28 protein-coding genes are annotated in these 17,360 nt (G+C 64.8%); 25 read left to right on the forward strand and 3 right to left on the reverse strand.

Annotated elements, in window-relative coordinates; all coding sequences use genetic code 11:
• Positions 1–21 precede the first annotated feature (21 nt).
• From rpsJ to ACTIFP_RS02570, 24 genes are all read left to right on the forward strand, one after another.
• Entirely contained in the window at positions 22–333 is a 312-nt protein-coding gene (rpsJ, locus tag ACTIFP_RS02455; protein WP_011543089.1) for a 30S ribosomal protein S10, read from the forward strand.
• 299 nt (positions 334–632) lie between these two features.
• On the forward strand, positions 633–1,409 hold the full coding sequence (gene rplC, locus ACTIFP_RS02460; RefSeq protein ID WP_037515835.1) for a 50S ribosomal protein L3: 777 nt from the start codon (positions 633–635) through the stop codon (positions 1,407–1,409).
• A 2-nt stretch (positions 1,410–1,411) separates the two neighbouring features.
• Positions 1,412–2,038 (forward strand): 50S ribosomal protein L4, encoded by a 627-nt coding sequence (gene rplD / locus ACTIFP_RS02465; protein ID WP_439567129.1) that lies wholly within the window; start codon positions 1,412–1,414, stop codon positions 2,036–2,038.
• Entirely contained in the window at positions 2,031–2,339 is a 309-nt protein-coding gene (locus ACTIFP_RS02470; protein ID WP_058806667.1) for a 50S ribosomal protein L23, read from the forward strand. The genes rplD and ACTIFP_RS02470 overlap by 8 nt, the downstream gene beginning before the upstream one ends.
• A 21-nt stretch (positions 2,340–2,360) precedes the next feature.
• Complete coding sequence (rplB, locus tag ACTIFP_RS02475; RefSeq protein WP_439567130.1) at positions 2,361–3,212, forward strand: 50S ribosomal protein L2; 852 nt, start codon at positions 2,361–2,363, stop codon at positions 3,210–3,212.
• A gap of 3 nt (positions 3,213–3,215) precedes the next feature.
• Positions 3,216–3,491, forward strand: coding sequence for a 30S ribosomal protein S19 (gene rpsS, locus ACTIFP_RS02480; protein WP_037515648.1), 276 nt, complete (start codon positions 3,216–3,218; stop codon positions 3,489–3,491).
• Positions 3,491–3,871 (forward strand): 50S ribosomal protein L22, encoded by a 381-nt coding sequence (gene rplV, locus ACTIFP_RS02485; RefSeq protein WP_088439838.1) that lies wholly within the window; start codon positions 3,491–3,493, stop codon positions 3,869–3,871. Before rpsS ends, rplV begins: the two co-directional genes overlap by 1 nt.
• Position 3,872: 1 nt before the next feature.
• Positions 3,873–4,580, forward strand: a complete 708-nt coding sequence (gene rpsC / locus ACTIFP_RS02490) for a 30S ribosomal protein S3 (protein ID WP_120217696.1) — start codon at positions 3,873–3,875, stop codon at positions 4,578–4,580.
• Positions 4,581–4,591: 11 nt separating this feature from the next.
• Complete coding sequence (gene rplP / locus ACTIFP_RS02495) at positions 4,592–5,023, forward strand: 50S ribosomal protein L16 (RefSeq protein ID WP_037515653.1); 432 nt, start codon at positions 4,592–4,594, stop codon at positions 5,021–5,023.
• 4 nt (positions 5,024–5,027) lie between these two features.
• A complete protein-coding gene (rpmC, locus tag ACTIFP_RS02500; protein ID WP_037515654.1) occupies positions 5,028–5,231 on the forward strand; it encodes a 50S ribosomal protein L29 in 204 nt (67 codons plus the stop codon).
• 11 nt (positions 5,232–5,242) lie between these two features.
• Complete coding sequence (gene rpsQ / locus ACTIFP_RS02505; RefSeq protein WP_439567131.1) at positions 5,243–5,524, forward strand: 30S ribosomal protein S17; 282 nt, start codon at positions 5,243–5,245, stop codon at positions 5,522–5,524.
• Positions 5,525–5,583: 59 nt separating this feature from the next.
• Positions 5,584–5,952 (forward strand): 50S ribosomal protein L14, encoded by a 369-nt coding sequence (gene rplN, locus ACTIFP_RS02510; RefSeq protein ID WP_011543078.1) that lies wholly within the window; start codon positions 5,584–5,586, stop codon positions 5,950–5,952.
• Positions 5,953–5,954: 2 nt separating this feature from the next.
• Positions 5,955–6,272 carry a 50S ribosomal protein L24 gene (gene rplX / locus ACTIFP_RS02515; protein WP_439567132.1) on the forward strand — a complete coding sequence of 106 codons (318 nt, stop codon included), beginning with the start codon at positions 5,955–5,957 and terminating at the stop codon, positions 6,270–6,272.
• Positions 6,265–6,843, forward strand: coding sequence for a 50S ribosomal protein L5 (gene rplE, locus ACTIFP_RS02520; protein ID WP_439567133.1), 579 nt, complete (start codon positions 6,265–6,267; stop codon positions 6,841–6,843). The genes rplX and rplE overlap by 8 nt, the downstream gene beginning before the upstream one ends.
• 50 nt (positions 6,844–6,893) lie before the next feature.
• Positions 6,894–7,199 (forward strand): 30S ribosomal protein S14, encoded by a 306-nt coding sequence (gene rpsN / locus ACTIFP_RS02525; protein ID WP_088439825.1) that lies wholly within the window; start codon positions 6,894–6,896, stop codon positions 7,197–7,199.
• A 12-nt stretch (positions 7,200–7,211) separates the two neighbouring features.
• A complete protein-coding gene (gene rpsH / locus ACTIFP_RS02530) occupies positions 7,212–7,616 on the forward strand; it encodes a 30S ribosomal protein S8 (protein ID WP_439567134.1) in 405 nt (134 codons plus the stop codon).
• Positions 7,616–8,149, forward strand: a complete 534-nt coding sequence (rplF, locus tag ACTIFP_RS02535) for a 50S ribosomal protein L6 (protein WP_439567135.1) — start codon at positions 7,616–7,618, stop codon at positions 8,147–8,149. The genes rpsH and rplF overlap by 1 nt, the downstream gene beginning before the upstream one ends.
• Positions 8,150–8,152: 3 nt before the next feature.
• A complete protein-coding gene (gene rplR, locus ACTIFP_RS02540) occupies positions 8,153–8,506 on the forward strand; it encodes a 50S ribosomal protein L18 (protein ID WP_120217705.1) in 354 nt (117 codons plus the stop codon).
• 1 nt (position 8,507) lies between these two features.
• Positions 8,508–9,209 (forward strand): 30S ribosomal protein S5, encoded by a 702-nt coding sequence (gene rpsE / locus ACTIFP_RS02545; protein ID WP_439567136.1) that lies wholly within the window; start codon positions 8,508–8,510, stop codon positions 9,207–9,209.
• Positions 9,210–9,213: 4 nt separating this feature from the next.
• A complete protein-coding gene (rpmD, locus tag ACTIFP_RS02550; RefSeq protein ID WP_120217707.1) occupies positions 9,214–9,399 on the forward strand; it encodes a 50S ribosomal protein L30 in 186 nt (61 codons plus the stop codon).
• 57 nt (positions 9,400–9,456) lie between these two features.
• Positions 9,457–9,984, forward strand: a complete 528-nt coding sequence (gene rplO / locus ACTIFP_RS02555; protein WP_439567137.1) for a 50S ribosomal protein L15 — start codon at positions 9,457–9,459, stop codon at positions 9,982–9,984.
• Between the two features lie 141 nt (positions 9,985–10,125).
• Positions 10,126–11,499 carry a preprotein translocase subunit SecY gene (gene secY / locus ACTIFP_RS02560; protein ID WP_439567138.1) on the forward strand — a complete coding sequence of 458 codons (1,374 nt, stop codon included), beginning with the start codon at positions 10,126–10,128 and terminating at the stop codon, positions 11,497–11,499.
• Between the two features lie 48 nt (positions 11,500–11,547).
• Positions 11,548–12,207 (forward strand): adenylate kinase, encoded by a 660-nt coding sequence (locus ACTIFP_RS02565; RefSeq protein WP_439567139.1) that lies wholly within the window; start codon positions 11,548–11,550, stop codon positions 12,205–12,207.
• A gap of 48 nt (positions 12,208–12,255) precedes the next feature.
• Positions 12,256–12,960, forward strand: a complete 705-nt coding sequence (locus ACTIFP_RS02570; RefSeq protein ID WP_439567140.1) for a hypothetical protein — start codon at positions 12,256–12,258, stop codon at positions 12,958–12,960.
• On the opposite strand, the gene ACTIFP_RS02575 is transcribed toward ACTIFP_RS02570, so the two are convergent.
• Both ACTIFP_RS02575 and ACTIFP_RS02580 read right to left on the reverse strand, forming a co-directional pair.
• Positions 12,957–13,487: a YceD family protein gene (locus ACTIFP_RS02575; protein WP_439567141.1), complete on the reverse strand. Its 531-nt coding sequence runs from the start codon at positions 13,485–13,487 to the stop codon at positions 12,957–12,959. The two genes, ACTIFP_RS02570 and ACTIFP_RS02575, sit on opposite strands and share 4 nt — an antisense overlap.
• A complete protein-coding gene (locus tag ACTIFP_RS02580; RefSeq protein WP_439567142.1) occupies positions 13,484–14,014 on the reverse strand; it encodes a ubiquinol-cytochrome C chaperone family protein in 531 nt (176 codons plus the stop codon). The genes ACTIFP_RS02575 and ACTIFP_RS02580 overlap by 4 nt, the downstream gene beginning before the upstream one ends.
• Positions 14,015–14,197: 183 nt before the next feature.
• Between ACTIFP_RS02580 and ACTIFP_RS02585 the strand changes: the two genes are divergently transcribed.
• A complete protein-coding gene (locus tag ACTIFP_RS02585; RefSeq protein WP_439567143.1) occupies positions 14,198–14,683 on the forward strand; it encodes an outer membrane protein assembly factor BamE in 486 nt (161 codons plus the stop codon).
• A gap of 127 nt (positions 14,684–14,810) precedes the next feature.
• Here the strand turns inward: ACTIFP_RS02585 and ACTIFP_RS02590 are convergent, their stop codons facing one another.
• Positions 14,811–17,075: an NADP-dependent malic enzyme gene (locus tag ACTIFP_RS02590; RefSeq protein ID WP_439567144.1), complete on the reverse strand. Its 2,265-nt coding sequence runs from the start codon at positions 17,073–17,075 to the stop codon at positions 14,811–14,813.
• Positions 17,076–17,360: the final 285 nt, after the last annotated feature.

Here is a 17,360-nt window from a genome sequence, read left to right on the forward strand (position 1 = left end):
CGGGATTCGACTGGAACAGTCATGGAAACGCAGAATATTCGCATTCGCCTGAAGGCCTTTGATCACCGCGTGCTCGATCAGGCCACCACCGACATCGCCGACACGGCGCGTCGTACCGGAGCGCTTATTCGCGGCCCGATCCCGCTGCCGACGCGCATTGAAAAATTCACCGTGAACCGCGGCCCGCACATCGACAAGAAGTCGCGCGAGCAGTTCGAGGTGCGTACCCACAAGCGGCTGCTCGACATCGTGCAGCCCACCCCGCAGACGGTCGATGCGCTGATGAAGCTCGACCTCGCCGCGGGCGTGAACGTCGAAATCAAGCTGGCCTGAGCCAGCGACGCCCCGGCTAGCGCCGGGGTCTCTATCGGCAGGCACTTCGGTGGCTGCATTGTCCGGAGCGATCCGGACCGACGATAGGGTGGATACCGCCGGTCGCCTTCTTCGGAAGGCATGAACGACCGGGCTGCGTCCCCCGTCTCGCCGCTTCTCCTTCGGGAAGGTGGCACCTCAGCCCGGACGGGGCGACCATCGAAATTCTGGGCTGGGAGGGTTTCCACCGGGGTTTGCCCCGACGGAGGCCCGCACGCCGTGCGGAATGGTCCGCCCGGCCTCTGTTGAGGAGTATGATCATGCGGACTGGCGTGATCGCGAAGAAAATGGGGATGACCCGCCTGTTTCAGGACGACGGCCGCCACGTGCCCGTCACCGTCCTGAGCCTTGAAGGCTGTCAGGTCATTTCTGTGCGCGAACAAGAACGCGACGGCTATGTGGCCGTCCAGCTGGGCGCAGGCTCGGCCAAGGCGAAGAACGTCGCCAAGCCGCAGCGCGGCGCTTTCGGCAAGGCCGAAGTCGAGCCCAAGGCGAAGGTCGTCGAATTCCGCGTCGCTGACGACGCGACGCTCGACGTCGGCGCCGAACTGTCGGCCGACCATTTCGTCGCCGGCCAGATCGTCGACATTCAGGGCGTCACGCAGGGCAAGGGCTTTGCCGGGGCGATGAAGCGCTGGGGTTTCGGCGGTATGCGCGCCACCCACGGTGTTTCGATCAGCCACCGTGCGCATGGTTCGACCGGTAACCGCCAGGATCCGGGCCGCGTCTTCAAGAACAAGAAGATGGCCGGCCATATGGGCGCGCGCAACCGCACCCAGCAGAATCTCGAAATCGTCCGCACCGACGTCGAGCGCGGCCTTCTCTTCGTCAAGGGCTCGGTCCCTGGCTCGAAGGGTGGCTGGCTGATGGTCCGCGATGCGGTCAAGCTGCCGCGTCACCCCGAGGCCCCCTATCCGGCGGGCATCAAGAGCGCGGCGAACGCCAATCAAGAAGCCCCGGCTGATGCGCCCGTGGAAACCCCGGTTGAAGAAACCGTGGTCGACACCGCCACCACCGACGGCGCACAGGAGTCCTGAGCATGAAGGTCAAGGTTCAGACCCTCGACGGCAAGGCCGGCACCGACATCGATCTGAATGACGATGTGTTCGGCGTCGACGCCCGCGCCGACATCCTGCACCGCGTTGTCGCATGGCAGCTCGAAAAGCGCCGCGGCCCGGCTCGCGCCGCCCGCGAACGCAGCGATGTGTCGCGCACCGGCAAGAAGTTCGGTCGCCAGAAGGGCGGCGGTACCGCCCGTCATGGCGATCGCAAGGCGCCGATCTTCATCGGCGGTGGTAAGGCGCACGGTCCCCGGGCCCGCACCTTCGGCCACTCGCTGAACAAGAAGATCCGCACCCTCGGCCTGAAAATGGCGCTGAGCGACAAGGCGAAGGGCGGCAAGCTCGTCGTCCTCGACACGCTCGAGCTCAAGGATGCCAAGACCAAGGCGCTCGCCGGCAAGCTCGGCAAGCTCGAGCTCGGCAACCGCGCGCTCTTCATCGACGGTGATGCGGTGCACGAAAGCTTCGCAATGGCGTCGGCCAATCTGATCGGCGTCGATGCGCTGCCGGCGATCGGTGCCAATGTCTATGACATCATCCGCGCCGACACGCTGGTCCTGACCCGCGCGGCGGTCGAACAGCTGGAGGCACGCTGCAATGGCTAAGGCAAAAACAGTCGACGCGCGTCACTATGACGTGATCCTCGCTCCGGTGATCACCGAAAAGTCGACGCTGCTCAGCGAAAACAACGCGGTGGTGTTCAAGGTCGCAAACGACGCGACCAAGCCCGCCATCAAGGCCGCCGTCGAGGCGCTGTTCGATGTCAAGGTGATCGGCGTCAACACGCTCGTCACCAAGGGCAAGACCAAGCGCTGGAAGGGCAAGCCCTACACCCGCAGCGACGTGAAGAAGGCGATCGTTCGCCTGGCCGAAGGCCAGTCGATCGACGTCACCACCGGCGTCTGATTGTAGGAAAAGGCAGAGAAAATGGCACTTAAGTCCTATAATCCGACCAGCCCCGCGCAGCGCGGCCTGATCCTCGTCGACAAATCGTCGCTGTGGAAGGGCAAGCCCGTCAAGGCGCTGACCGAAGGCAAGAACAAGACCGGTGGCCGCAACAACAAGGGCCATGTCACGTCGCGCGGCATCGCTGGCGGCCACAAGCAGCGCTATCGCATCGTCGATTTCAAGCGCCGCCTGTGGGACGTCGAAGGCACCGTCGAGCGGCTGGAATATGACCCCAACCGCACCGCCTTCATCGCCCTCGTCAACTATGGCAAGGACGATGCCGGCAAGGACCGCGTCGCCTATATCCTGGCGCCGCAGCGTCTGGCGGTTGGCGACAAGGTGATCGCCGGCAAGAAGACCGACGTGAAGCCCGGCAATGCGATGGAATTGTCGCAGATGCCGGTCGGCACGATCGTCCACAACATCGAGATGAAGCCGGGCAAGGGCGGCCAGATCGCCCGTTCGGCAGGCACCTATGCGCAGGTCGTCGGTCGTGACCGCGGTCTTGTCATCGTGCGTCTCGGTTCGGGCGAGCAGCGTTACATTCGCGGCGAGTGCATGGGTACGGTTGGTGCGGTGTCGAACCCCGACAACCAGAACACCAACCTGGGCAAGGCGGGTCGCAGCCGCTGGCTCGGCAAGCGCCCGCTGACCCGCGGCGTTGCAAAGAACCCGGTCGATCACCCGCATGGCGGCGGCGAAGGCCGCACCTCGGGCGGCCGTCACCCGGTGACCCCGTGGGGCAAGCCGACGAAGGGTGCGCGTACGCGCCACAACAAGTCGACCGACAAGATGATCATCCGGTCGCGTCACGCGAAGAAGAAGAGGTAAGCCATGGCTCGCTCGGTCTGGAAGGGTCCGTTTGTGGACCTCCATCTGCTCAAGAAAGCCGAAACGGCCCAGGACGGCGGCAGCAATGCCCCGATCAAAACCTGGTCGCGCCGGTCCACCATCCTGCCGCAGTTCGTGGGGCTGACCTTCAACGTCTATAACGGCCGCAAGTTCGTGCCGGTATCGGTCAACGAAGACATGGTCGGCATGAAGCTGGGTGAATTTGCGCCGACGCGCTTCTTCCCCGGTCACGCTGCCGACAAGAAGGGCAAACGCTAATGGGCAAGGAAAAGTCCCCCCGCCGCGTTGCGGATAACGAGGCGCTCTCGGTCGGCACGCAGATTCGCGGTTCGGCGCAGAAGCTGAACCTCGTCGCCGCGCTGATCCGCGGCCGCAAGGTCGAAGACGCGATGAACATCCTCACCTTCTCGAAGAAGGCGATGGCTGTCGACGTGCGCAAGGTTCTCGCCAGCGCCGTCGCCAACGCGGAAAACAACCACAACCTCGACGTTGATGCACTGGTCATCCAGGAAGCAAGCGTCGGCAAGTCGATCTCGATGAAGCGCTGGCACGCTCGCGGCCGCGGCAAATCGACCCGGATCGTCAAGCCGTTCAGCCGCATCCGCATTGTCGTGCGCGAACAGGAAGAAGAGGCGTAAGATGGGCCAGAAGAGCAATCCGATCGGCCTGCGCCTGCAGGTCAACCGCACCTGGGACAGCCGCTGGTTCGCCGAAGGCCAGGACTATGGCCGCATGCTGGTCGAGGATCTGAAGATCCGCCAATATGTGTTCAAGACCCTGCCGCAGGCCGCGATCTCGAAGGTCGTGATCGAACGCCCGGCCAAGCTGTGCCGCGTGTCGATCTATGCCGCCCGCCCGGGCGTCATCATCGGCAAGAAGGGCGCGGACATCGAAAAGCTGCGCAAGAAGCTGGGCGAACTGACGGGCAGCGACGTGTCGCTGAACATCGTCGAAATCCGCAAGCCCGAGGTTGACGCCAAGCTCGTCGGCCAGGGCATTGCCGACCAGCTCGAACGCCGCGTCGCGTTCCGCCGCGCCATGAAGCGCGCGGTGCAGTCGGCGATGCGTCTGGGCGCCGAAGGCATCCGCATCAACTGCGCCGGCCGTCTCGGCGGCGCGGAAATCGCGCGCACCGAATGGTACCGCGAAGGCCGGGTGCCGCTCCACACGCTGCGCGCCAACGTCGACTATGCCGAATCGACCGCGCACACCGCCTATGGCGTGTGCGGGATCAAGGTGTGGATCTTCAAGGGCGAGATTCTCGGCCACGACCCGATGGCGACCGACCGTCTGATGCTCGACGCACAGACGACCGGCGTCCGTCCGGCTCGTGAAGATCGCCGCTAAGGACTGCTGACATGCTGCAACCGAAAAAAACCAAGTTTCGCAAGGCTTTCAAGGGCCGCATCCATGGCAATGCCAAGGGTGGCACCAGCCTGAACTTCGGCTCCTATGGGCTGAAGGCGATGGAACCCGAGCGGATCACCGCGCGCCAGATCGAAGCGGCCCGCCGTGCGATCAGCCGTGCGATCAAGCGCCAGGGCCGTTTGTGGATCCGCATCTTCCCCGACGTCCCCGTGTCGTCGAAGCCGGCCGAAGTCCGCATGGGTAAGGGCAAGGGTTCGCCGGAATTCTGGGCCGCGCGCGTTAAGCCCGGCCGCATCCTGTTCGAACTCGACGGCGTTCCCGGCCCCGTGGCCGCGCTGGCATTCGAACGCGCGGCGATGAAGCTGCCGATCAAGACGAAGGTGATCGCCCGTCTCGGCGACACCTCGCACCTGGAGGGCTAAGGACATGGCCAAGACCGAAGATTTCAAGGCCAAGACCGACGACCAGCTCGCCGAACAGCTTGGCGAACTGAAGCGCGAGGCGTTCAACCTCCGCTTCCAGGCGGCCACCGGCCAGCTTGAAAAAGCATCGCGCGTCAAGGAAGTCCGGCGTTCGATCGCCCGCATCAAGACGCAGCAGACCGAGCGCACGCGCTCGGCCGCGAAGTAAGGAGACTATCGATGCCGAAGCGCATTCTGACCGGTACGGTGGTGTCCGACAAGGGCGACAAGACCGTCGTGGTGAAGGTCGAGCGGAAGGTGAAGCACCCTCTGTACGGCAAGATCATCCGCCGTTCGAAAAAATATCACGCCCATGATGAGGACAACGCCATCAAGGCTGGCGAAACCGTCCGCATCGAGGAAACGAAGCCGATTTCGAAGCTCAAGACGTGGAAGGTGCTCGACAAGGTCGACACCCACAGCAAGCCCAAAACGGCTGCTCCCGCCGCGGCCGAAGGCTGACACCAGTTCACGGAACCGCCGGGGTTGCCCGGTAGGCCAAAACAGAAGGAAATGCATCGATGATTCAGATGCAGTCACAATTGGAAGTCGCTGACAACAGCGGTGCCAAGCGCGTCCAGTGCATCAAGGTGCTCGGCGGGTCGAAGCGTCGCACCGCCGGCGTCGGCGACGTGATCGTCGTGTCGATCAAGGAAGCCCAGCCGCGCGGCAAGGTGAAGAAGGGTGACGTGCATCGCGCCGTCATCGTCCGCACCGCCAAGGACGTGCGCCGTGCCGATGGCTCGGTGATCCGTTTCGACAGCAACGCCGCCGTGCTCGTCAACAAGAACGAGGAGCCGATCGGCACCCGTATCTTCGGCCCCGTCGTCCGCGAACTGCGCGGCCGCGGCTATATGAAGATCATCAGCCTGGCACCGGAGGTTCTCTGACCATGGCCAACAAGATCAAGAAGGGCGACACGGTTGTCATCCTGTCCGGCAAGGACAAGGGCAAGACCGGCGAAGTGACGCAGAGCCTGCCGAAAGACGGCAAGGTCGTCGTTGCGGGCGTCAACATCATCACGCGGCACCGCAAGCCGAGCCAGACCAACCCGCAGGGTGGCCTGGAACGCAAGGAAGCGCCGCTGCACGCAAGCAAGGTGGCGATTGCCGACCCCAAGAGCGGCAAGCCGACGCGCGTTCGTTTCGAAACCAAGGACGGCAAGAAGGTGCGTGTCGCCGTGAAGTCCGGGGAGACCATCAGTGGCTGATAATTACACCCCGCGCATGCGGACGCGTTACGACGAAGTGATCGTCAAGGCGATGACCGAGAAGTTCGGTTACAAAAATGCGATGGAAGTGCCGAAGATCGAAAAGATCGTGCTCAACATGGGCGTCGGCGAAGCCACGCAGGACAAGAAGAAGGTCGAAGCGGCAGCTGCTGAAATGGAGCTGATCGCGGGCCAGAAGCCTGTCGTGACCAAGGCGAAGAAGTCGATCGCGCAGTTCAAGCTGCGCGAAGGCATGCCGATCGGCTGCAAGGTGACCTTGCGCCGCGAACGCATGTACGAATTTCTCGACCGGCTGATCACCATTGCAATGCCGCGCATCCGCGACTTTCGCGGCGTGTCGGCGACCAGCTTCGACGGCCGCGGCAATTATGCCATGGGCCTGAAAGAGCAGATCATTTTCCCCGAGATCAACTATGACCGCATCGACCAGGTGCGTGGCATGGATGTGATCGTGACCACCACGGCGCGCACGGATGACGAAGCCCGCGAACTGCTCAAGCTGTTCGGCTTCCCCTTCCCGATCGTCGCCGAAGAAAAGGCAGCCGCCTGAACCCTTTGGGATCAGAGTGGCTCTTTCAAGAAGGAAAGAGAACTTAAGTCATGGCGAAACTGAGTTCGACGAACAAGAATGAGCGTCGCAAGCAGCTGGTGAAGAAATATGCCGGCCGTTACGCGAAGCTGAAGGCGATTGCTGCGGACACCTCGCTCGACGAAGGCGAGCGTCTGATCGCGCGCCTCAAGATGGCGGAAATCCCGCGCAATGGTAACCCGACCCGCATCCGTAACCGGTGCGAGCTGACCGGGCGCCCGCGCGCTTATTATCGCAAATTCCGGCTGTGCCGTATTCAGCTCCGCGATCTGGCCAACAAGGGCCTGATCCCCGGTGTTGTAAAGTCGAGCTGGTAAGGGACAGACAAGATGGCAATGACCGATCCTTTGGGTGATATGCTCACCCGCATCCGCAACGGCCAGACGGCGAAGAAGGACAGCGTCCTGACGCCGGCTTCGACCCTGCGCGTCCGCGTTCTCGATGTCCTCCAGCGCGAAGGCTATATCCGCGGCTACAGCGAAGAAGCGCTGGGTGCCAAGGGCCAGCACAAGGGCATCCGCATCGAGCTGAAATATTTCGAAGGCCAGCCGGCGATCCGCCACGTGGCGCGCGTTTCGAAGCCGGGCCGCCGCATCTATTCGGGGTCGAAAGACCTGCCGATCGTGCGCAACGGCCTGGGCATCACCATCGTGTCGACCCCGCGCGGCGTTCTGTCGGACGCCGAAGCCCGCGAGCATAATGTCGGCGGCGAAGTGCTGGCGGAGGTGTTCTGATGTCGCGCATTGGTAAAAAGGCAGTAGCGATCCCCGGCGGCGTCACCGCCGCGATCGACGACGGCCAGCTGTCGGTCAAGGGACCGAAGGGCACGCTCGCGATGCCGCTTTCCGACCTCATCACCTATGAAGTCGCCGAAGGCAGCATCTCGGTCCAGCCCGCGAACACGACCCGCGAAGCGCGTGCCTTTTGGGGCATGCAGCGCACGCTGGTGCAGAACCTGATCACCGGCGTCACCGAGGGCTTTACCAAGGTGCTCGAAATCACCGGTGTCGGCTATCGCGCCAACGCCCAGGGCAAGAATCTGAAGCTGCAGCTCGGCTACAGCCACGATGTCGATTTCGCGGTGCCCGAAGGTATCGAGATCAAGACGCCGGACAACACGACGATCGAGATCAGCGGTATCGACAAGCAGCAGGTCGGCCAGGTCGCGGCGGAAATCCGTCGCTGGCGCAAGCCGGAGCCCTATAAGGGCAAGGGCATCAAATATCGCGGCGAGTACATCTTCCGCAAAGAAGGCAAGAAGAAGTAAGCCATGGCACATCTTACCCCATTCGAAAAACGCCGCCAGCGCGTTCGTACTGCCCTCCGCAAGCGGGCTGGTGGGCGCGCGCGCCTGTCGGTGCACCGTTCGGGCCGGCATATCTATGCCCAGCTTATCGACGATGCCGCCGGCCAGACGCTGGCTGCGGCCTCGACGCTGGACAAGGATGTCCGCGGCAAGACCGGCGCGACCACCGCGGCGGCTGCCGACGTTGGCAAGCGCCTCGCCGCTGCCGCGAAAAAGGCGGGTGTGACGCAGGTCGTGTTCGACCGCGGCGGTTTCCTGTTCCACGGGCGCATCAAGGCGCTGGCCGACGCGGCTCGCGAAGGCGGATTGGAGTTCTAATATGGCTGACGAAGTACAGAACGTCGAAGGCGCTGCGGAAGCGACCACCGAAGGCCAGGCCCCGCGCCGCGGCCGTGGCGGCGGCCGCGATGGCGGTGCCGGTCGTGGCGGTCGTGACGGTGGCCGTGGCCGCCGCGACGATCGTCGTCCGCGTGACGAGGATGGCGGCGAAGAGCTGATCGAAAAGCTCGTCCACATCAACCGCGTCTCGAAGACCGTGAAGGGCGGCAAGCGCTTCGGTTTTGCCGCGCTCGTCGTCGTTGGCGACGGCAAGGGTCGTGCCGGCTTCGGTCATGGCAAGGCGCGCGAAGTGCCCGAAGCCATTTCGAAGGCAACCGCGGCGGCCAAGAAGTCGATGATCCGCGTGCCGCTGCGCGATGGCCGCACTCTGCACCATGATGGCCGCGGCCATTTCGGCGCCGGTCTGGTCACCGTCCGGTCGGCACCCGCCGGTACCGGCATCATCGCCGGTGGCCCGATGCGCGCCGTGTTCGAATCGCTGGGCGTGGCTGACGTTGTGACCAAGTCGAACGGCACCTCGAACCCCTATAACATGATCCGCGCGACCTTTGAGGCGCTCGGCGAACAGACCAGCCCCAAGTCGGTCGCGCAGCGTCGCGGCAAGAAGGTGTCGGATCTGATCAAGCGCGGCGGTGCATCCGACCGTGCAGCCGAAGCCGAAGCGGCAGCGGTGACGGAGTAAGATCATGGCCGACAAGAAGATCAAGATCCGCCAGATCGGTTCGCCGATCCGTCGTCCCAAGGGCCAGCGCGCCATCCTGACCGGGCTTGGCCTGGGCAAGATGCACCGCGAGGTCGAACTGGTCGACACCCCCGAAGTGCGCGGCATGATCCGCAAGCTGCCGCACATGGTCGAAGTCGTCGAGGGCTAAGCCCCTCGCGACCCGGCCCTTTTCTATCAGCGCGACAAAAGCGAAAGCGAGTGCACCATGACGATCAAACTTAACGAACTGCGTGACAACAACGGTGCCCGCAAGGGCCGCATGCGCGTCGGACGCGGCATCGGTTCGGGCAAGGGCAAGACCGCCGGCCGCGGCCAGAAGGGCCAGAAGGCCCGCAGCGGCGTCGCGATCAACGGTTTTGAAGGCGGCCAGATGCCGCTCCACATGCGGATCCCGAAGCGCGGCTTCAACAATATCTTCGCCAAGGATTTCGCGATCGTCAATCTGGGCATGATCCAGAAGCTGGTCGATGCGAAAAAGCTCGATGCCAAGGCGGTGATCGATCACGCCGCACTCAAGGCCGCTGGCGTTGCCCGCGGCGGCAAGGACGGCGTCCGCCTCCTCGCCAAGGGTGAATATACCGCCAAGCTGAATTTTGCCGTGGCCGGCGCGTCAAAGGGCGCGATCGAGGCGGTCGAAAAGGCCGGCGGCAAGGTCGAACTGCCCGAAGCCAAGCCCGAGGGCGACGGCAAGAAGGCCACGCGCAAGGCCGCAGCGACCGCCAAGAAGAACTAATGCCTCGGGGGCGGACGGCATCGGGCCGATCCGCCCCCGCTGCATTTGAATCGGGCCTTTCCCCTTGCGCTTCGTGACCTCCGAACGCACATAGGCGCCGGGTCGCGGGGGGCGCGGTCCGGAACCCGAGGAAAGAATACCATGGCCTCTCGCGCCGACCAGCTTGCTTCCAACCTGAACTTCTCGAAATTCGGCAAGGCGACCGAACTCAAGAACCGCATCTGGTTCACGATCGGCGCGCTGATCGTCTTCCGCTTTCTGTCGTTCGTGCCGCTGCCGGGGGTCGATCCCGTGGCGCTGGCGTCGCTGTACAGCCAGGCGGCGTCGGGCGGCGTCCTCGACATCTTCAACACCTTCTCGGGCGGCAGCCTGGAGCGCATGAGCATCATCGCGCTCGGCGTCATGCCCTATATCACCGCCTCGATCGTCGTGCAGCTGGCCGCGGCGCTGTCGCCCAGCCTCGCCGCGCTCAAGAAAGAGGGCGAAAGCGGGCGCAAGAAGCTCAACCAATATACGCGTTACGGCACCGTGCTGCTGACCGCGATCCAGGGCTATTTCATCGCGGTCGGGCTCGAAACGCTCGGCGCGAGCCAGGGCATCGCCGCGGTCGTCGATCCGGGCATGATGTTCCGCATCGGCGCCGTGATCAGCATCGTCGGCGGCACCCTGTTCCTGATGTGGCTCGGCGAACAGATCACCAGCCGCGGCATCGGCAACGGCGTGTCGCTGATCATCATGGCGGGCATTCTGGCCCAGCTGCCGCGCAGCTTTGCGCAGATGTTCACCCAGGTCCGCGAAGGATCGATGGGCGGCGGCACGGTGGTCGCGGTGCTTGGCGGCGCGATCGTCATCATCGCCTTCATCGCGTTCATGGAGCGCGCCCAGCGCCGCGTGCTCGTCCAATATCCCAAGCGCGCGACGCAGCGCGGGGTGATGCAGGCCGACCGCAGCCATCTGCCGCTCAAGGTCAATACCGCGGGCGTTATCCCGCCGATCTTTGCCTCGTCGCTGCTGTTGATGCCGCTGACCGTCACCCAGATGATGGGCAATAATGTGCAAGGCGACACCGCGACCGGCGATTTCCTGATCTCGCTCAACCAGTATCTGGCGCATGGCCAGCCGCTGTACATGGCGCTCTATGCGTTCGGGATCATCTTCTTCTGCTTCTTCTACGTCGCCGTCGTCTTCAATCCCGAGGAAACCGCCGACAATCTGAAGCGCCAGAACGGCTTCATTCCCGGCATCCGTCCGGGCAAGAACACCGCCGCCTATCTCGATTTCGTGCTGACGCGCATCACCGTGCTCGGCGCGGCCTATCTGGCGGCGATCTGTCTGGTTCCCGAATATTTCATCGCCCAGTCGGGGCTGCCGTTCCAACTCGGCGGCACCAGCCTGCTGATCATCGTCAATGTGACGATCGACACGATCAGCCAGATCCAGAGCCATATGCTCGCGCATCAATATGGCGACCTGATCAAAAAGGCCAAATTGAAGGGCGGCGTTGCGCGGCGCTAAACGCCAAGCTACGGCAACTGCGACTGGGCAGAGGCAATAGGGGCTTCCATGACGCTGAACATCATTTTGCTGGGCCCGCCGGGGGCGGGCAAGGGAACGCAGGCGGCGCGCCTGGAAGACGAGCATGGCATGGTCCAGCTGTCGACCGGTGACATGCTGCGCGCCGCGGTCAAGGCGGGGACGCCGATCGGGGTGCAGGCCAAGGCGGTGATGGACGCGGGCGAACTGGTGTCGGACGACATCGTATCGGGGCTGATCGGCGAACGGCTCGACCAGCTTGGCGCCGAGACATCGGTGATCTTCGACGGCTATCCGCGCACCGCGGCGCAGGCCGATGCGCTCGATACGATCCTGAGCGACCGCGGCCGCCAGCTCGACCATGTCATCGAACTGCTGGTCGAGGAAGATGCGCTGGTCGATCGCATCACCGGCCGCTTTTCGTGCGGTACCTGCGGGGCGGGCTATCACGACCGCTACAAGCTGCCGAAGGTGGCGGACACCTGCGACCAGTGCGGCGGCCATGATTTCAAACGCCGTCCCGACGACAATGAGGAAACGGTGCGCACCCGCATGGCCGAATATCGCGCCAAGACCGCGCCGATCCTGCCGATCTACGACGCGCGCGGCATCGTCACCCGCGTCGATGGCATGGCGCCGATCGACCAGGTCAACGACGCGATCGAAGCCGTTCTCACGCCTGCTGGCTAGCCAGCTTCCCCGGCGCCGGTTATTGAGGCGCCAAGGGGGAACAGGCTGATGGCATTTTCCGGTTATTTCGCAGGCGCCGCGCTGATCGCTGCGCTGACACTCGCGCCCGCGGCGGCGGCCAAGGTGGTCGACCAGAGCGAGGCGGGTTTCACCGTCGCGCACACCGCGCAGGTCGCCGCAACCCCCGCCGACGTGTGGAAAATGCTCCGCATGCCGCAGAACTGGTGGTCGAAAGAGCATAGCTGGTCGGGCGACGGCGCCAATTTCTGGCTCGATTCGCAGGCTGGCGGCTGCTTCTGCGAAAAATTGCCCGACACCGGATCGGGGGTCGGCAGCGTCCAGCACGCGCGGGTGCTGTTTTCAAAACCGGGGCAGATGCTCCGCCTGTCGGGCGCGTTCGGCCCGCTGCAGGGCGAGGCGCTGAACGGCACGTTGACGATCCAGATCAAGCCCACCCCGACCGGCAGCGCGCTGCGCTTCGACTATGTCGTCGGCGGCTATATGCGCTTCAAGGTCGCCGACATCGCGCCCGCAGTCGATAAGGTGATCGGCGAACAATTGCTGGGATTGGCCAACGCGCTCGGTGGCGCGCTGCCGCCCAGCCGCGAGGAAAAAGCCGCGGCGGCGGCCGAAAAGCCGGCAACCGAAGCGCCGCCCGCCAAGGAGGAACCCGGCCTCGACGCCGCGGTCGCCGATCTGGTCGAGGATGCGCCGCAGGGAGATGCGCCGCAGGCCGAGCCTGAGGCGCGCTAGGCGTCGGGTTTCCCGCGCAGCTTTGCCAGCGCCGCGAACGGCCCGGCGGCGTCTTCGCTCAGCACGCCCTTTTCGGCGAGGATGCGGTCGGCGTCGGGGTAGCGCGGAAATGGGTCGAGCGCGAGCGACAGCGTCTGCACCGCGGCTTCGCCCAGATCGACGCTGTCGCCGTCGAGCGGCAGCAGGTCGAGGTCGTCGCTGCCGATCTCGATCTCTTCGTCCGCCGCCACCGGCGCGTCGACGTCGCGCAGGAAGCGCAGGTCGAAAGGCTCGCTCAGCGTCGCCGGAACCGGCAGGCCGGTGGCGGCGCACGACTGGACAACCGCGGCGTTCACCGTGCCTTTCGCGCCGATGCCACCCGCGACAGAGCGGATTTCGGCGGTGAGGGCAAAATGATCGACCGCGACCAGCGCCAGCCGCCGCGCGATCCGGGCGCGAGCCTCCGCATCGGCCTCGACGGCGATGGCGCGGCCCTGCGCGGCGTCGGCCAGCGTCAGGACCAGCGAAAATTCGGGTTCCGCACTCACGCCGGTGCCTCGCCCAGCCGGTCGGCGACGATCAGCTCGGCGACCGGGGTCGCGGTCAGCGCCGCGCGCAGCCGCGCCACCTCGGCCAGGACGTGCGCGAGCCCGGCGGCATCGGGTTCCTTGCCGCGCCACAGATTGCGGACCAGCGCCGCGCTGAGTTCCGCCGACCCGTCGGCGGCGCGATAGACGCCGAGCCGCCCGCCGAGCGCGCCGACCATCCGCCCGATCTGCTTGCCGACCACCATGTCGCCAAAGCCGATCTGGCGCATCTGGCCGTCCATGTCGGTCACGAACAATTCGGTGAGCTCGACCCCGGCGCGCGCCTGCGCCGGATCGTCGTCGATGCGGTGGAGGACGAGCGCCAGAACCAGGCTGACCATGTCGAAACGGCCGTCGAGCGTGTCGGGGACCGAGCCCTGGGCATACCAGTGCGGCGCGCGCGCGGCGGCGACGACCGCGTTCCACAGCGGGCGGCGCGCCTCGCGCGGGTCGGGCTCGGAGCGAAAGAGGTTGCGGAGCGAGAACATGCGCCCCGCTTAGGCGCAATCGCCGCCGCCGAAAAGGGGGCGCGGCGCGCTGCGTCGGTCAGCTTGTGGCAAGCTTTGCCGCGCCACAAGCGGCTTGTGCCTCCTGTCCGCTTGCGGTTAAGAGGCGCGAGAGCGAGCGCCGAGCGCCGAGTGAGGCCGCGACAGGCGCAACGGAGATTATAGATGTCGAATTCCAATTTTTCCTTTGCCGCTCCGCGCGCGCGCCTGATCGCCCTTGGTCTGGTGGTCGCGGTGGCGACCAGCGGCTGCGCGCAGCTCAAGGGGCGGCAGGGCTATATCGTCGACCCGTTGCTGACCGAGGCGATCACCGCGGGCGTCGACAATCGCGAATCGGTCGAAAAGACGCTCGGCCGCCCGACCTTCGTCGGCCAGTTCAGCAACAATGAATATTATTATGTGTCGCGCGAAACGCGCCAGCTCGCCTTCGCCAAGCCGCGCCCGGTGGGGCAGCAGGTGCTGCGCGTCCGCTTCGACCCCGCGGGCAATGTCGTCGCGGTCGATCGCACCGGGCTGGAACTGGTGAGCAAGATCAGCCCCGAAGGCGACAAGACCCCGACGCTGGGCCGCGAGCGCAGCTTCTTTGAAGATATCTTCGGCAATATCGGCGCGGTCGGCGCCCCGGGCGCGGGCGCGCCCACCGGGCAGTAAATCTTTGCTTCAGCTTCACTGAAGCGCGGCACCGGCCCGCTCCCCCTCCCGGCCTCCCCAACGATAGTAACCTATGGGAGGCCGGGAGGGGGAGCGGGCCGGTGCCGCTTCCGGCGTCAGCCGGAAATCATTGCGCGATCCCGCCCGCGGCCAGCACCGCCAGCGTCACCAGGTCGGACGCGGGCGATGCCATCGTTGCGACCTGCACCGGATGTTCCATCCCGATCAGCATCGGGCCGATCACCGCGCCGCCGCCCAGTTCGCGCAGCAGCTTCGCCGACAGGTTCGCCGATTGCAGCCCCGGCATCACCAGCACATTGGCGGGCCCCGACAGGCGGCAGAAGGGATATTTCGCCATCACCTTTTCGTTCAGCGCGACGTCGGGCGCCATTTCGCCTTCATATTCGAATCCCGGTTTGCGCTGGTCGAGGATCGCCACCGCATCGCGGATATTGTCGAGCCAGCTGCCCGGCGGATTGCCGAAGGTCGAATAGGACAGGAACGCGACGCGCGGTTCATGTCCCATTCGCCGCGCCACCTGCGCGGTGCGTTCGGCGATGTCGGCCAGCATTTCGGCGGTCGGCCGCTCGTTGACCGTGGTGTCGGACATGAAGATCGTGTGATGCTGCCCGACCAGCACATGGATGCCGAACGGCGTCTTGCCCTCGGCATGGTCGATCACCCGGCGGACCTCGCGCATCGTCTGCGAATAGGTGCGGGTGACCCCGGTAATCATCGCGTCGCCCAGCCCCAGCTTGAGCATCAGCGAGCCAAAGATGTTGCGGTCGCGGTTGACCATCCGTTCGACGTCGCGGCGCAAATAGCCGCGCCGCTGCAACCGCTGGTACAAGATGTCGACCATCTGCGGCACGTGCGGCGAATTGACGCTGTTATGGACCTCGTAACTTTCGGGATCGGCGACCCCCATTTCCTTCAGCTTGTCGCGCAGCCCTTCGCGCCCGACCAGCACCGGGGTGCCATAGCCGCCGTCGCGGAACTGGATCGCGGCGCGCAGCACCACCTCCTCTTCGCCCTCGGCAAACACGACGCGCTTCGGATTGGCGCGCGCCGCTTCATAGGCGAGCGTCAGCACCGACGTCGTCGGGTTCAGCCGCGCGCGCAGACGGGTGCGATATTCGTCAAGGTCGGCGATCGGCCGCTGCGCGACGCCGGTTTCCATCGCTGCCTTCGCCACCGCGGCGGGGACGATTTCCATCAATCGCGGGTCGAAGGGTGAGGGGATGATATATTCGGGGCCAAAGCTCGACGCACGGCCGCCGTAGGCCGCGGCGACTTCCTCGGGCACCTGCTGGCGCGCGAGGTCGGCGATGGCATAGGCGGCGGCGATCTTCATTTCCTCGTTGATCGCGGTCGCGTGGACGTCGAGCGCGCCGCGGAAGATGAAGGGGAAGCACAGCACATTATTGACCTGGTTCGGATAGTCCGAGCGCCCGGTCGCGATGATCGCGTCAGGGCGTGCGGCGCGCGCATCGGGCGGCGAGATTTCGGGGTCGGGGTTCGCCATCGCAAAGATGATCGGCGCCGGCGCCATGTCCTTGACCATTTCGGGCTTCAGCGCGCCTGCGGCTGACAGGCCCAGGAACACGTCGGCGCCGACCAGCGCCTCGGTCAGGTCGCGCGCTTCGGTCGGCACCGCATGCGCCGATTTCCACTGGTCCATACCCTCGGTGCGGCCCTGATAAATCGTGCCTTTGCGGTCGCACATGATGACATTTTCGTGCCGCACCCCCATCGATTTGATCAGCGAGGTACAGGCGATCGCGGCGGCGCCGGCGCCGTTGACGACGACCTTGACCGTCGCCAGGTCGCGGCCGGTCAGGTAACAGGCGTTGATCAGCCCCGCCGCGGTGATGATCGCGGTGCCATGCTGGTCGTCATGGAACACCGGGATGTTCATCTTTTCCTTCAGCGCCTGTTCGATGATGAAGCAATTGGGCGCCGCGATGTCTTCCAGGTTGATGCCGCCAAAGCTCGGTTCGAGCAGCTCGACCGCCTCGATAAAGCGCTGTGGGTCTTCGGTATCGACCTCAAGGTCGATCGAATCGACGTCGGCGAAGCGCTTGAACAGCACCGCCTTGCCCTCCATCACCGGCTTCGAAGCCAGCGCGCCAAGGTTGCCGAGGCCAAGGATCGCGGTGCCGTTGGAAATCACGGCGACCAGATTGCCCTTGATCGTATAGTCGTAAGCCGTCGCGGGATCTTCGGCGATCGCCTTCACCGGCACCGCAACGCCGGGCGAATAGGCAAGGCTCAGGTCGCGCTGGGTCGCCATCGGCTTCGACGCGACGATCTCGATTTTGCCGGGTCGGCCATATTCATGGTAAAGCAGGGCCTCGCGGTCCGAAAACTGCACCTTGCTGCCGCTGTCCATCATCTATCCCCTATCCAAACTCATCAGACGCGCGCCCGAGCCCTTTCCCTAACGTCGCGGGCGGCGATTGTAACCCCGGCAATGTTGCGAAGCATTGGTTCCGAAGGACGCGCGGCCCGCTCGTTTGTCACCCCGGACTTGATCCGGCGTTCATGATGTCGGGGCGTCCTTTGTCCGGCGATTGTGGATTAGCCCATTCATCCTCTCTCCCCGTGAGGGAGAGATACGCAGGCTTGGCAGCTTGCTACCCACCCCCGACTAAACATCCCCCACTCAACCTTGCCA

The sequence above is a fragment of the Sphingopyxis sp. genome (assembly GCF_051861155.1).
In the GTDB taxonomy this organism is placed as follows: Bacteria; Pseudomonadota; Alphaproteobacteria; order Sphingomonadales; family Sphingomonadaceae; genus Sphingopyxis.